The organism is Phytobacter sp. (assembly GCF_059074235.1).
Genome location: NZ_JCACPZ010000004.1, coordinates 738137 through 752537, shown reverse-complemented (window position 1 = coordinate 752537; position 14401 = coordinate 738137). Strand labels below are relative to the sequence as shown.

12 protein-coding genes and 7 tRNA genes are annotated in these 14401 nt (G+C 51.7%); 1 reads left to right on the top strand and 18 read right to left on the bottom strand.

Translation table 11 applies throughout. The features are described from left to right. Window positions 1-21: 21 nt before the first annotated feature. The 9 genes from AC5JPW_RS07610 to miaB form a co-directional block, all read right to left on the bottom strand. Complete coding sequence (locus AC5JPW_RS07610; protein WP_494239302.1) at window positions 22-747, bottom strand: amino acid ABC transporter ATP-binding protein; 726 nt, start codon at window positions 745-747, stop codon at window positions 22-24. Then, on the bottom strand, window positions 747-1421 hold the full coding sequence (gene gltK / locus AC5JPW_RS07605) for a glutamate/aspartate ABC transporter permease GltK (protein WP_494239300.1): 675 nt from the start codon (window positions 1419-1421) through the stop codon (window positions 747-749). Before gltK ends, AC5JPW_RS07610 begins: the two co-directional genes overlap by 1 nt. Continuing rightward, complete coding sequence (gene gltJ, locus AC5JPW_RS07600; protein ID WP_494239298.1) at window positions 1421-2161, bottom strand: glutamate/aspartate ABC transporter permease GltJ; 741 nt, start codon at window positions 2159-2161, stop codon at window positions 1421-1423. The genes gltK and gltJ overlap by 1 nt, the downstream gene beginning before the upstream one ends. Window positions 2162-2320: 159 nt before the next feature. Beyond that, complete coding sequence (locus AC5JPW_RS07595) at window positions 2321-3247, bottom strand: amino acid ABC transporter substrate-binding protein (RefSeq protein ID WP_494239297.1); 927 nt, start codon at window positions 3245-3247, stop codon at window positions 2321-2323. A gap of 363 nt (window positions 3248-3610) precedes the next feature. Further along, window positions 3611-5149 (bottom strand): apolipoprotein N-acyltransferase, encoded by a 1539-nt coding sequence (gene lnt / locus AC5JPW_RS07590; RefSeq protein WP_494239295.1) that lies wholly within the window; start codon window positions 5147-5149, stop codon window positions 3611-3613. A gap of 5 nt (window positions 5150-5154) precedes the next feature. Beyond that, window positions 5155-6033, bottom strand: a complete 879-nt coding sequence (corC, locus tag AC5JPW_RS07585; protein WP_494239293.1) for a CNNM family magnesium/cobalt transport protein CorC — start codon at window positions 6031-6033, stop codon at window positions 5155-5157. Between the two features lie 102 nt (window positions 6034-6135). Continuing rightward, window positions 6136-6603, bottom strand: a complete 468-nt coding sequence (gene ybeY, locus AC5JPW_RS07580) for an rRNA maturation RNase YbeY (protein ID WP_494239292.1) — start codon at window positions 6601-6603, stop codon at window positions 6136-6138. Continuing rightward, a complete protein-coding gene (locus tag AC5JPW_RS07575) occupies window positions 6600-7646 on the bottom strand; it encodes a PhoH family protein (RefSeq protein WP_494239291.1) in 1047 nt (348 codons plus the stop codon). The genes ybeY and AC5JPW_RS07575 overlap by 4 nt, the downstream gene beginning before the upstream one ends. Window positions 7647-7815: 169 nt before the next feature. Beyond that, on the bottom strand, window positions 7816-9240 hold the full coding sequence (gene miaB / locus AC5JPW_RS07570; RefSeq protein ID WP_494239289.1) for a tRNA (N6-isopentenyl adenosine(37)-C2)-methylthiotransferase MiaB: 1425 nt from the start codon (window positions 9238-9240) through the stop codon (window positions 7816-7818). 210 nt (window positions 9241-9450) lie between these two features. On the opposite strand from miaB, the gene ubiF reads away from it, so the two are divergent. Further along, complete coding sequence (gene ubiF / locus AC5JPW_RS07565; RefSeq protein WP_494239288.1) at window positions 9451-10626, top strand: 3-demethoxyubiquinol 3-hydroxylase; 1176 nt, start codon at window positions 9451-9453, stop codon at window positions 10624-10626. 95 nt (window positions 10627-10721) lie between these two features. On the opposite strand, the gene AC5JPW_RS07560 is transcribed toward ubiF, so the two are convergent. The 9 genes from AC5JPW_RS07560 to AC5JPW_RS07520 all read right to left on the bottom strand — a co-directional run bounded on the left by AC5JPW_RS07560 (window position 10722) and on the right by AC5JPW_RS07520 (window position 14398). Beyond that, window positions 10722-10795: transfer RNA gene (locus AC5JPW_RS07560), tRNA-Gln, on the bottom strand. A 78-nt stretch (window positions 10796-10873) separates the two neighbouring features. Beyond that, window positions 10874-10947: transfer RNA gene (locus AC5JPW_RS07555), tRNA-Gln, on the bottom strand. Window positions 10948-10999: 52 nt separating this feature from the next. Further along, a tRNA-Met gene (locus tag AC5JPW_RS07550) sits at window positions 11000-11076 on the bottom strand. Window positions 11077-11092: 16 nt separating this feature from the next. Further along, window positions 11093-11167: transfer RNA gene (locus AC5JPW_RS07545), tRNA-Gln, on the bottom strand. Window positions 11168-11200: 33 nt separating this feature from the next. Next, window positions 11201-11275: transfer RNA gene (locus AC5JPW_RS07540), tRNA-Gln, on the bottom strand. Between the two features lie 23 nt (window positions 11276-11298). Beyond that, window positions 11299-11383 (bottom strand) — tRNA-Leu (locus AC5JPW_RS07535). 8 nt (window positions 11384-11391) lie between these two features. Then, window positions 11392-11468, bottom strand: a tRNA-Met gene (locus AC5JPW_RS07530). Between the two features lie 228 nt (window positions 11469-11696). Continuing rightward, the gene (gene asnB, locus AC5JPW_RS07525) at window positions 11697-13361 is read right to left on the bottom strand and encodes an asparagine synthase B (RefSeq protein ID WP_494239286.1); all 1665 of its coding nucleotides are present in this window, start codon (window positions 13359-13361) and stop codon (window positions 11697-11699) included. A 284-nt stretch (window positions 13362-13645) separates the two neighbouring features. After that, a complete protein-coding gene (locus tag AC5JPW_RS07520; RefSeq protein WP_494239284.1) occupies window positions 13646-14398 on the bottom strand; it encodes an HAD-IIA family hydrolase in 753 nt (250 codons plus the stop codon). Window positions 14399-14401: the final 3 nt, after the last annotated feature.

The following is a 14401-nucleotide window of genomic DNA, read 5'->3' as shown; positions in this document are numbered from 1 at the left end:
GGCGAATGCGCGTCGGAAAAATTAATGCAGGATTTTAGCGAGGAAGTCTTTGGCACGATCGGATTTCGGGTTAGCAAAGAACTCTTCTTTGGGCGAGTCTTCAACAATTTTCCCTTCATCCATAAAAATAACCCTGTGTGCGACTTTACGGGCAAAGCCCATTTCGTGGGTCACTACCATCATGGTCATGCCTTCGTTCGCCAGTTCAACCATGACGTCGAGAACCTCGTTGATCATCTCAGGATCGAGCGCTGAGGTGGGTTCATCGAACAGCATCGCAACCGGGTCCATGCAAAGCGCACGGGCAATGGCGACGCGCTGTTGCTGGCCGCCGGAGAGCTGCGCCGGGAATTTATTGGCATGTGCTGATAGCCCAACACGATCCAGCAATTTCAACCCTTTTTCACGGGCCGCGGCCTTGTCGCGCTTAAGTACTTTGACCTGCGCCAGCGTCAGATTTTCAATGATAGACAGGTGAGGGAAAAGCTCAAAATGTTGGAATACCATCCCGACGCGGGAACGCAATTTGGCCAGATCGGTTTTTTTATCGTTCACCGATGTACCATTCACTTCGATATCGCCTTTCTGCACCGGCTCCAGGCCATTGACCGTTTTGATAAGCGTAGATTTGCCCGAGCCGGACGGCCCGCAGACCACCACTACTTCACCTTTTTTCACTTCGGTCGAGCAGTCGGTCAGCACCTGAAAGTGACCATACCATTTAGAAACATTTTTCAGGGTAATCATTAAACAGTCCTTCTTTTCAAATAGCTGACCAACAACGAGGCACTGAGGCTAATCGCAAAATAAACGGCGCCGGCAAACAGGATCATTTCGACCTGGGTACCGTCACGCTCGCCAATGGTGGAGGCGGTACGGAAGAAGTCCGCAAGGCTTAACACGTACACCAGTGAGGTATCCTGGAACAGAACAATCCCCTGAGTAAGCAGCAGCGGGACCATGGCACGGAATGCCTGTGGCAAAATAATCAGTTTCATGGATTGCCAGTGCGTCATCCCCAGCGCCAGCGCTGCGCTGGATTGCCCACGGGAGATACTCTGGATACCAGCACGAATAATTTCAGAATAATAGGCCGCTTCGAACATGGAGAACGCGACCATGGCGGAAATCAGACGGATATCAGATTTCGGCGACAGGCCAAGTACGTTTTGCAGTAACCCGGGCACAATCAGATAGAACCAAAGCAGCACCATCACCAGCGGGATAGAACGGAAAATGTTGACGTAAGCTTTTGCAAACCATGCAATGGGCGCAAAGCTGGACAGGCGCATCACCGCCAGTAATGTTCCCCATACGATGCCAAAGATCACGGCAGTAACGGTAATTTTTAGGGTGATGACCAGACCTGCCATTAAATAAGGCAGTGAAGGGACAATCGAACTCCAGTCAAACTCGTACATTATTTGCCTCCCATATTGCCTGGCAGGCGAATCTTACGTTCGACCAGGTTCATCACGATCATGATGAAGGCGTTAATCAACACATAGGCGACAGTGATCGCGGTGAAAGATTCCCAGGCATGTGCTGAGTAATCCAGCAGCTTACCGGCCTGCGCGGCCATATCAACCAGACCGATGGTGGAGGCGATGGCCGAGTTTTTTACCAGGTTCATCATCTCGGAGGTCATCGGCGGCACAATCACGCGATAGGCGTTAGGTAGCAGCACATAGCGGTAGGCTTGTGGCAGCGTTAAACCCATCGCCAGTGCGGCGTTTTTCTGACCGCGCGGCAGCGATTGAATGGCCGCACGAACCTGTTCGCACACGCGCGCAGCCGTAAACAGGCCAAGACAAATCATCGACGATAAGAAGAACTGAATGTTCGGATCTAACTCGGATTTAAACCACATGCCGAGATCTTCAGGCAGCAGTTCGGGTACCACCAGATACCAGGTGAAGAATTGCACAATCAGCGGAACGTTACGGAACAGTTCCACGTAGCAGGTACCGATACCTGACAGGAAACGATTGGGAACGGTGCGCAGGATGCCAAACAGCGAGCCAACCAGGAAAGCGATGATCCAGGCGGTAATCGACAAGGCGATCGTGACCTGAAAACCGCTCCATAGCCAACCCAGATAGGTAGTGTTGCCGAACGGGGCTTGTTGCAGGAATATTCCCCAGTTCCAGTCTATGGACATAAATCTACTCCGGAAAAAAAAGGGTAGCAGCGCTACCCTCGAAGATTGTATGAAGAGCTAGTGTTCGCGCTGAATGGGGAACGACCATTCAACGTATAGTCTGTCCGCGCTACTTCGACAATCGAGAGGGCAGGATAAACCCGCCCCTAATGGTTTTAATTAGTTCAGAGCTTTGTCATTCGGTTCTTTGAACAGGGCTTTCATCTCGTCAGAGAGTGCGAAATTCAGGTTCAGGTTTTTCGGTGGGATTGGGTTTTTGAACCACTTATCAAACCATTTTGCTGCTTCACCGGAAGTCTGTGCTTGTGCGATGGTGTCATCCATCAGCTTTTTGAATTCCGGATCGTCTTTACGCAGCATACAGCCGTAGGCTTCCTGAGACTGCGGTTTGCCCACGATGTCCCAGTTATCCGCTTTCTTCGCTTTTGCACGTTCGCCGGCCAGCAGGGCATCATCCATCATAAACGCAACGGCACGGCCGCTTTCCAGTGTACGGAAAGAGTCACCATGGTCTTTCGCACTGATGATACGCATGTCCATTTTCTGTTCATCGTTCAGTTTGTGCAGCAGGATCTCAGAGGTGGTACCGGAGGTCACGACCACCGCTTTGCCTTTAAGGTCTGGGAAATCTTTAATTTCGCCACCTTTTTTGGTCAGCAGTCGCGTGCCAACAACAAAGATGGTGTCAGAGAACGCGGCTTGTTTTTGACGTTCGAGGTTGTTAGTGGTGGAACCACATTCAAAGTCAAAGGTGCCGTTTTGCAGCAGTGGAATACGGTTCTGAGAGGTGATTGGAATCAGTTTGACTTCAAGATCGGGTTTGTTGAGCTTTTTCTTCACAGCTTCAACAATGGCGTTGGAGTAATCCTGGGAGTAACCCACGACTTTTTGTTCATTGTTGTAATAGGAGAACGGTACGGAAGATTCACGGTGTCCGACCACGATCACGCCGTTTTTGGCAATTTTTTCCAGCGTAGCTTGTTGCGCTGCTGCCGCATCGGCAGGTTTAGCTTCATCAGCGGCATGTGCCAGACCGGCAGACATTCCCATCACCAGCATGGCGGTGGCCAGTTTACGTAATTGCATATCCAACTCCTTTATCGTCGCGCCAGAGACGCATTGATACCCATTGTGAGTGTTGTGTTTGTTATATCCTGCTGCTATTGCGTGCAGTGTTGTGTGCTTTTGTTAGCATTTAGTTTGGCTTAATGTAAAGATTTTGCTGCGCTATTGTTTGTTTTTGCGAACTGCACCGCACCGTTTAAAGGCAAAAATCTTTCAATGCACCATTATGGTGCTGCATGCGATCCGTTATGGTGCGACCAGGTTATGCATCCATAAAGATCACAGGCACCTGAATTTATTAAGCAATTGATATGCCAGAAATGGCTTTAGGGGAAATTTACAACAAGAAACCCTCTCAGAAGCTGAGAGGGTCGAAGGTGTGAATTATTTGCGACGCTGTCTCAGACTCATGATAAGGGCACCAAAGCCAAACAGACTGGTCAAGACCCATAGCGGCCAGTTGCCCATTTGTGCATAAGGGGTCAGCCCAGACGTCGGTGTCACTTTGGTCGTCAGCACTTCACGGGTGAATTGTGGAATCATCGCCTGAATTTCACCTTCCGGACCAATCACTGCTGTGATGCCGTTATTGGTGCTACGCAGTAATGGACGAGCAAGTTCCAGCGAACGCATACGTGCCATCTGGAAGTGCTGCCACGGGCCGATGGATTTACCAAACCAGGCATCGTTAGAGATAGTCAGCAGGAAATCAGTGTCCGGACGGAAGTTATCCCGCACTTGTTCACCGAGGATAATCTCGTAGCAGATAGCCGGGGTCAGTTTTAAACCATGCGCTACTAGCTGCGGTTGAACATACGGTCCACGACTGAACGACGACATCGGCAGGTCAAAGAACGGAGCCAATGGTCGCAGGATGCTTTCCAGCGGCACAAACTCACCAAATGGCACCAGATGGTTCTTGTTGTAACGGTCGGTGGAGTTGTAGCTGTATGGGTTGTCTTTGCCCAAAGTAATGATGGTGTTGTAGGTGTCGTAGCGGTTCTGCTGGTTAAGACGCGCATCGACGATCCCGGTGATGAGTGAACTGTTGTTCGACTGCATCAACCCGTCAATCATCCCCAGATAACGCTGCTGGTTGATTTCCAAATCCGAAATTGCTGATTCCGGCCAGATGATCAACTGTGATTTGCCCATCACCGACTCGCTGGCGTTGAGATAGACCTTAAGCGTCTCCAGCAGTTGCCCTTCATCCCACTTAACCGACTGCGGGATGTTGCCTTGCACCAGAGAAACCTGAGTGGCTCTTTCCGGCAGCAGTTGATACCACTGGATATAACGCAGGGGGAAGGGAAGAGCAAAGAGTACCAGTGCAATAATGAATGGGCGCCATGAACGTCTTGTCGCTGCCAGAACCAGCAAACCGCTCACTGCCATCAGCAGGAAGGTAATTGCTTCGACGCCCAATACGGGAGCCAGCCCTTTCAGGGGGCCATCAATCTGGCTGTAACCGAACTGAAGCCACGGGAAGCCTGTCAGGACCCAGCCGCGCAAAAACTCGCTGAGTTGCCAGATAACCGGGGCGGCAACAGCCAGGCGTAGCCAGTTGGTTTTCGGCCATAATCGAGACAGTACACCGGCAAACAGGCCAGTATAGAGCGACAGGTAGGCCGCCAGTAGTACGACCAGGAAGACGTTGACCGGGCCAGGCATTCCGCCAAACTGCGCGATGCTCACATACACCCAATGTACACCAGAACCAAACAGGCCCATCCCCCAGAAATAGCCAATTGCGGCAGCCTGAACGGGGCGGCGGTTAAGGGTGAGCGCTTGCAAACCCATCAACGAGATGAGCGCGGCAGGCCAGATGTCATAAGGAGAAAAAGCCAGCGTTCCGCTGGCTCCGAATAGCAGCGCCAGCAGCAGACGTACGCGCTGGCGTTCAAACAAGGGGGCAAATGCCATTTAGGTTATTCGTCCAGTTTCGGTTCGGGGGAATCGTCCGGTATTTTGACATGAACCTGAATGATACGTCGACTGTCGGCCATGGCGACCTTAAATTGGTAACCATCGATATCAATAGATTCGCCACGTGCAGGTAAGTGACCAAAGGCCTGCATCACCAGCCCACCGATGGTGTCGACTTCGTCATCACTGAAGTGTGTGCCGAAGGTTTCATTGAAATCTTCAATCGGCGCAAGGGCACGCACAGTCCAGGTATGACGGCTGAGTTGACGGAAATCGATATCCTCTTCTTCGTCGTATTCGTCTTCGATTTCGCCGACGATGAGTTCGAGAATATCTTCAATAGTGACCAGCCCGGACACGCCGCCAAATTCATCGATTACAATCGCCATATGGTAGCGTTGTGAACGGAACTCTTTGAGCATACGGTCAACCCGTTTGCTTTCCGGGACGACAACAGCCTGACGCAAGACTTTTTCCATGCTGAAAGCTTCGGCATCGCTACGCATAAACGGCAGCAGATCTTTAGCCATCAGGATCCCTTCGATGTGATCCTTGTCTTCGCTAATGACCGGGAAACGCGAGTGCGCAGATTCGATAATGACATCGAGACATTCATCAAGGGTCTGGTTGCGTTTCAGGGTGATCATTTGCGAGCGGGGAATCATGATGTCGCGGACGCGCTGGTCTGCGATGTCCATCACCCCTTCGAGCATTTCACGCGTATCCTGATCGATAAGCTCGTTTTGCCCGGAATCACGGATCAGTGCGAGTAAATCATCCCGGTTTTTGGGTTCACCGTGGAAGAGTTGGCTCAGTAAAAGGGAGAAAAAGCCCTTTTTGTTAGCAAGGTTGTCACTACTGTGTGAGTTGTCGTCGCTCATGGCGTCGTTTGGGTTCTCATGTGAGTTAAAAAATAGCCGTCACGCGTAAACTCAGCGCTGACGGCATACTACTCCCGCGCGCCAGGTCACTGGCGCAGGGGGTTATTCCTTTTCGGCAATGTACGGATCCTCATAGCCCAGAGCAAGCATTATCTCTGTTTCGAGGCCTTCCATCTCTTCCGCTTCGTCATCTTCGATATGGTCATATCCGAGCAGGTGTAAACTGCCGTGGATAACCATGTGCGCCCAGTGTGCCTCCAGCGGTTTGCCCTGTTCTATGGCTTCCTGCTCTACCACCTGACGGCAAATAATTAAATCTCCCAGCAGCGGCAGTTCAATGCCCGGAGGCGCTTCGAACGGGAAAGAGAGCACATTGGTCGATTTATCTTTTCCGCGATAGGTCAGGTTTAACTCATGGCTTTCGGCCTCATCCACCAGACGGATGGTGACTTCTGCTTCTTCCTGGAACTGTGGGATAACCGCGTCCAGCCAGCCCTGAAACTGGGCTTCTTGTGGCAGACCGCTGTTATCTTCACAGGCCAGCTGTAAATCGAGGATCACCTGACTCATTTTTGCTCATGCTCCTGGGCTTCGCGTTTACGCTCGACGGCTTGTTCCGCCTTGCGTTTTTGATCGGCTTCTTCCCACGCTTCGTAAGCATCCACGATGCGTGCGACAACAGGATGACGGACGACGTCTTCACTGTGGAAAAAGTTAAAACTGATTTCGTCGACGTTCGACAGCACTTCAATCGCATGGCGCAGGCCAGATTTCATGTGGCGAGGCAGGTCAATTTGCGTTACATCACCGGTGATCACCGCTCTGGAGTTGAAGCCAATACGGGTCAGGAACATCTTCATCTGTTCGATGGTGGTGTTCTGGCTTTCATCAAGAATAATGAAGGCATCATTGAGCGTACGACCACGCATGTAGGCCAATGGCGCAACTTCAATCACGTTGCGCTCAATCAGCTTCTCGACTTTTTCAAAGCCCAGCATCTCAAACAGCGCGTCATACAATGGGCGCAGATAAGGGTCGACTTTCTGGCTCAAATCGCCAGGCAGGAAGCCCAGCTTTTCACCCGCTTCTACCGCCGGACGGGTCAGCAGAATACGACGAATGTCCTGACGCTCCAGCGCATCAACCGCAGCTGCAACCGCCAGATAGGTTTTACCGGTACCGGCAGGGCCGACGCCAAAGGTGATGTCGTGATCGAGAATGTTGGCGATGTACTGCGCCTGATTCGGTGTACGCGGTTTAATCACACCGCGCTTGGTTTTGATATGGATGGCTTTGCCGTACTCCGGCACGCTTTCTGCGCTCTGCTCGAGCACACGGGCTTCTTTAATAGCCAGATGGATTTTTTCCGGTTCAATGTCCTGCGTTTGTCCGCGCATCGGTGCGGTATCAACATACAAATTCAGCAGAATATCGGCTGCTGCATTGACGCAAATCGGACGTCCGGTGAGTTTGAAATGGTTATCGCGACGGTTAATTTCGATGCCCAGTCGCCGCTCCAGTTGTTTGATGTTGTCATCAAACGGTCCACACAGGCTCAGCAGGCGAGCGTTGTCCGCTGGCTCAAGGGTGATGTCACGCGTATCTATATTCAAACTGTTCCTCTTATCTATGGAATGCCGGTTGGGCTGCACTTATCTGCTATGTGGCCATAAGCCTTTCAGAGAATTATTCACGCCACGGAATAAAGGCGCAAGCACTGGAAGATATATGGGGGGATTTAAGAGGAAAATCAAGGCCTGCCGCTGGGGCAGGCCGAGAGGATTACGGCTGATAAAAACTGACGCCAGCCTCATTTTCTTTACGGGTGCGGGCAATGACAGACGCCGGGGAGTGCACAACGCGCAGCCCCATTTCTGCTTCGGTTCGCACCACGGTGCCGCGCAGGGAGTTGGTCAGCACTTCTGTAATTTCGACATCCACAAATTTGCCAACCATGTCCGGAGTGCCTTCGAAGTTCACCACGCGGTTATTCTCAGTGCGTCCGGTCAGTTCCATCAAACTCTTGCGGGAGGTCCCTTCCACCAGGATACGCTGTGTGGTGCCCAACATCCGGCGGCTCCAGGCGGTAGCCTGCTGAGTGATGCGCTCCTGCAAAATATAGAGGCGCTGTTTTTTATCCTCTTCCGGCACATCGTCAACCATATCCGCAGCAGGTGTCCCCGGACGCGCTGAGAAGACAAAGCTGTAGCTCACATCAAAATTAATCTCAGCAATCAGCTTCATAGTCTGCTCAAAATCCTGCACCGTTTCGCCAGGGAAACCGACGATGAAGTCAGAACTGATTTGAATTTCCGGGCAGGCGGCGCGCAGCTTACGAATCGTGGACTTGTATTCCAGCGTGGTGTGCGTGCGCCCCATCAGGTTGAGTACGCGGTCAGAGCCGCTCTGTACCGGCAAGTGCAGGAAGTTCACCAGTTCCGGCGTATCCCGATAGACATCAATGATGTCGTCAGTAAATTCAATCGGATGGCTGGTGGTATAGCGGATGCGGTCAATACCGTCGATGGCCGCTACGAGGCGCAGAAGCTCAGCAAATGAACCGGTACTGCCATCGTAATTCTCACCGCGCCAGGCGTTAACGTTCTGGCCCAGCAGGTTGACTTCACGAACGCCCTGCGCAGCAAGCTGAGCGATTTCGAACAGAATATCATCGCTTGGGCGACTGACCTCTTCACCGCGGGTGTAGGGCACTACGCAGTAGGTGCAGTATTTATTGCAGCCTTCCATGATGGACACAAATGCAGTGGGGCCATCGGCACGCGGTTCAGGCAGACGGTCAAATTTTTCGATTTCCGGGAAACTGACGTCAACCACCGGGCTGCGATTGCCGCGCACTGAGTTGATCATCTCCGGCAGACGATGCAGCGTTTGCGGGCCAAAAATAATGTCAACGTAGTGGGCGCGCTGGCGAATAAGCTTCCCTTCCTGGGACGCTACGCAGCCGCCAACACCAATGATCAGGTCGGGATTTTTCTCTTTGAGTAATTTCCAGCGGCCTAACTGATGGAAAACTTTTTCCTGAGCCTTCTCGCGTATAGAGCAGGTATTAAGCAGCAGCACATCCGCTTCTTCTGCTACATCGGTCAGTTGATACCCGTGAGTGGCATCCAGCAGATCGGCCATCTTTGATGAATCGTATTCGTTCATCTGACAGCCCCAGGTTTTAATGTGGAGTTTTTTTGTCATCGACTTGCTCACGCTTAAAGTTGGTATACCCCGATTCTTGTAATTTGCAGCCAACGCATCGGTGATGCGAAGTGTGATGGGTATAACGCCATAAATGGAGGGGGAATAGTGTAATGCTTTGGTTGCGTGCTGACCAGTATGACGCTTGTCAGCCTCAAGCTGGCAAAAATCCGGTAAACTTAAGGGATTCTCGTTAAAGGACAATGAGCCATGATTAATCAATCCACTGAGGTCGCTGTTGTCGGCGGCGGAATGGTCGGCGGGGCGCTGGCGCTGGGTCTGGCACAACACGGTTATGCTGTTACGGTGATTGAGCATAATGCGCCGCCCGTCTTCAGAGCGGATGCGCAACCTGATGTGCGTATTTCTGCCATTAGTGCGTCGTCGGTAGCCTTGTTGAGAGGGCTGGGCGTTTGGGAGAGTATCCAGGCGATGCGATGTCATCCTTACCGGCGGCTGGAGACCTGGGAGTGGGAAAACGCTCACGTCGTCTTTGATGCACGTGAATTAAAGCTCCCTTTGCTCGGCTATATGGTGGAAAACAATGTACTGCAGCGTGCCTTGTGGGAGGCGCTCGATGCGCATCCGCAGGTGACTCTTCGTACTCCGGCCGTGCTCAGTACTATCGATTTTCATCACGACAGCCACGAACTGACTTTTGATAACGGTGACATGTTATCCGCAAAACTGGTGATTGGCGCCGATGGGGCTAACTCTCGGGTCAGACAATCCGCGGGTATTGGCATTCATGCCTGGCAGTATCAGCAATCCTGCATGCTTATCACCGTTGAATGTGAACAGGATCCGGGCGACAGCACCTGGCAACACTTTACGCCGAATGGACCGCATGCCTTCCTGCCGCTGTTTGATAAGTGGGCATCGCTGGTGTGGTACGACACGCCTGCCCGGATTCGCCAGTTACAATCTCTGACCATGCCACAGCTTCAGACAGAAATTGAGCGTCATTTCCCCGCGCGTTTAGGACGCGTCACGCCTGTTGCTGCCGGGGCCTTCCCACTGGCGCGCCGCCACGCTTTGCAATATGCCCGTCAGGGGCTGGCACTGGTGGGCGATGCTGCCCATACCATACATCCTCTGGCGGGGCAGGGTGTTAACCTGGGATACCGCGATGTGGACTGTTTGCTGGATGTGTTAACGCGGGCGCGCAGCCACGGTGAAGCCTGGGCCAGCCACCAGGTGCTTAAACGCTACCAGTCGCGCCGAATGGCAGATAATTTCGTCATGCAAAGCGGCATGGATGTGTTCTACGCCGGATTCAGTAACACACTTGGGCCGGTGCGTATTTTGCGAAATCTCGGTTTGATGGCGGCAGAACGTGCGGGTGTGCTGAAACGGCAGGCTTTAAAATATGCGTTAGGTCTGTAACAACTGAGGCCTCTTACTTTGTGGGAGGCTTCAGTTTTATTTTCAGAATGCAGAAAAGTAAAAAGCCCGCCGAAGCGAGCTTTTTACTTTTTAAGTGGCTGGGGTACAAGGATTCGAACCTCGGATGGCGGAATCAGAATCCGCTGCCTTACCGCTTGGCGATACCCCAATAGCGTGAAATTTTACGCATTAATCATAAAACTTCAACTACTGTGCGTTTACCCGAAAGCAAACGACTTTTTGAAATTGGCTGGGGTACAAGGATTCGAACCTCGGATGGCGGAATCAGAATCCGCTGCCTTACCGCTTGGCGATACCCCAATAATTCTTTTCTTCATGCACCGCTGAAAACAGCGATACGTTAAATCTTTAATGGTGGCTACGACGGGATTCGAACCTGTGACCCCATCATTATGAGTGATGTGCTCTAACCAACTGAGCTACGTAGCCAGACTGCTTTCTTCGATGGCTGGGGTACCTGGATTCGAACCAGGGAATGCCGGTATCAAAAACCGGTGCCTTACCGCTTGGCGATACCCCAAAAACCGCGGAGAACCGCTTACTCGAAGAAATATGGCTGGGGTACCTGGATTCGAACCAGGGAATGCCGGTATCAAAAACCGGTGCCTTACCGCTTGGCGATACCCCATCCGTGCAACGCGTACTGGTGAATGGTGCGGGAGGCGAGACTTGAACTCGCACACCTTGCGGCGCCAGAACCTAAATCTGGTGCGTCTACCAATTTCGCCACTCCCGCAAAAAAGATGGTGGCTACGACGGGATTCGAACCTGTGACCCCATCATTATGAGTGATGTGCTCTAACCAACTGAGCTACGTAGCCATCTTTTTTTCGCGTTACCTTATCGGCGTTGCGGGGCGCATTATGCGTATTGGGCCTGGCAGCGTCAATACCTTTTTCATCGAAAATTGCCGTAATGTGACTGTTTGGTTAGGTTGCGAACAGCCTGGCGCATAATTCGGCAATTATTGGTTATTTATCGCTTTTGTGCCCTAAATCGGGCATTGAAACGAAAACAGGCCCCGAAGGGCCTGTAACGATAACAAGAGGTTATTTATAAGCAGACTGGTGAACGCCGACTGCGCGACCTGATGGATCGTTCATGGATTTGAACGATTCATCCCATTCAATGGCTTTTGCTGACGAGCAGGCCACGGATGGGCCACCAGGGACACATTCGGCGGCGCTTTGCAGTGGGAACAGCTCTTCAAATACTTCACGGTACAGATAGGCTTCTTTCGAACCCGGTGTGTTGTACGGGAAACGGTAGCTTGCTGTTGCCAGTTGCTGGTCGCTGACTTGCTGAGCCGCTACTTCTTTCAGCGTGTCGATCCAGCTGTAGCCAACACCGTCAGAGAACTGCTCTTTCTGACGCCATGCCACACTTGCTGGCAGGTAGGACTCGAAACACTCACGCAGCACGTGTTTTTCCATTTTTCCGTTGCCGCACATTTTATCCTGCGGGTTGATGCGCATAGCGACATCAAGGAATTTCTTGTCCAGGAACGGCACTCGGGCTTCCACACCCCACGCTGACATGGCTTTGTTTGCACGCGCACAGTCGAACATATGCAGCGCCTGCAATTTGCGAACGGTCTCTTCGTGCAGCTCTTTTGCGTTTGGCGCTTTATGGAAGTAGAGATAGCCGCCAAAGACTTCATCAGAACCTTCACCGGACAGAACCATCTTAATGCCCATGGCTTTGATCTTACGGGACATCAAATACATCGGTGTGGAGGCACGAATTGTGGTCACATCATAGGTTTCGATGTGATAAATCACGTCGCGGATCGCGTCCAGACCTTCCTGAACGGTAAAATGAATTTCGTGGTGAACCGTACCCAGATGGTTTGCCACTTCCTGCGCGGCTTTCAGATCTGGTGCGCCTTTCAGGCCGACAGCGAAGGAGTGCAACTGCGGCCACCAGGCTTCAGAACGCTCTTCGTCTTCAACACGACGTGCTGCAAATTTCTTGGTGATGGCGGAGATCACGGAAGAGTCCAGACCGCCGGAAAGCAGTACGCCATAAGGCACATCAGACATCAGGTGGCTTTTTACGGAATCTTCCAGCGCCTGACGCAGTTCGTTTTTGTCAGTGACGTTGTCTTTAACCGCGTCGTAATCGAACCAGTCACGCTGGTAGTAAGAGCGAATTTCACCGTCTTTGCTCCACAGGTAGCTGCCTGCCGGGAACTCTTTAATCGTGCGGCAAACCGGAACCAGCGCTTTCATCTCAGAGGCAACATACATGTTGCCGTGTTCGTCATAACCCATGTAAAGCGGAATAATACCGATATGGTCACGGCCAATCAGGTAGGCATCTTTTTCCGTATCGTACAGAACGAAAGCAAACATGCCCTGGAGGTCATCCAGGAATTCCGGCCCTTTTTCCTGATAAAGCGCCAGGATGACTTCGCAGTCAGAACCGGTCTGGAAAGCGTAACGATCGCCATACTCCGCGCGCAGTGCCTGATGGTTGTAAATTTCACCGTTAACGGCCAGTGCATGTGTTTTTTGTTCGTTGTAGAGAGGCTGGGCGCCGGCGTTGACGTCGACAATCGACAAACGCTCGTGAGCGAGAATGGCTTTATCAGTTGCATAAACCCCAGACCAGTCCGGGCCGCGGTGGCGCATCAGGCGGGATAATTCCAGCGCTTTCTTACGCAATTCAACCGCGTCGGTTTTAATATCCAGTACGCCAAAAATAGAACACATAGACTTCTCCGTTACCTTCATGCATTGCAGTGTTGTGGTGTGCAGACGTCGCGTCATCGCGTTGTCTTATCGCTTGTTTAAGAAAATGCCGTAAAGAAGAGGTGTTCGCAAGCCTTTTGCCATCAGAAAAATAAAAAGCGCAATGGTGATTATGGAAAGCTGAAAAAAGAACATGAAATGAGCGCTGTTATTGACGGATTATCAATTTAAGGCGTCTTTTATTGAATTGAGGTTGTTTTGCTGTAGCTTGAAATGAAAAACCACGTCCTGAGACGTGGTTTGTATTAGATAACGTCGATTTCAGCCACCGACGGATAAATCCACGACGGGCGAAAAGGCATGCTGTCAATATCATCAAGCGTTGAGACGCCTGAGAGAACCAGGATGGTTTCCAGACCGGCCTGGAAGCCTGCCAGAATATCGGTACGTAAATTGTCACCTACAATGACGGTTTGCTCGGAATGTGCCTGCATCTTATTCAGTGCCGCACGGATGATCCACGGGCTCGGTTTACCAACATAAAATGGCTGACGACCGGAAATTTTTTCAATGCCTGCGCACAAGGCTCCACACCCAGGATAATAACCGCGCCCGTGCGTGTCCGGGTTGGTCGCGATGAAGCGGGCACCGTTAGCGACAAAGAATGCTGCTTTATGCATCATTTCCCAGTTGTAGGAGCGTGTTTCACCAACAATAACGAAGTCGGGATTGATATCGGTAATGGTGAAACCTGCTTTGTACAATTCGTGGATCAGTGCACCTTCTCCCACAACGTACGCTTTCTTGCCCTCCTGACGTTTAAGGAAATCGGCTGTTGCCATCGCAGAGGTATAGAAAACAGTGGAAGGCACATCAATGCCAGCGGAAGCAAAGCGGTTGGCGAGATCCTGGCCCGTCTGGGACGGGTAGTTGGTCAGGACAACCAGCGGCATCCCTTTTTCCAGGAGACGCGTAAGGAATTCTGCAGCGCCTGGCACAGCGACGTTATCGTGCATCAGCACGCCGTCAATATCACAGATTACGTTCTGAATGGTCATGGA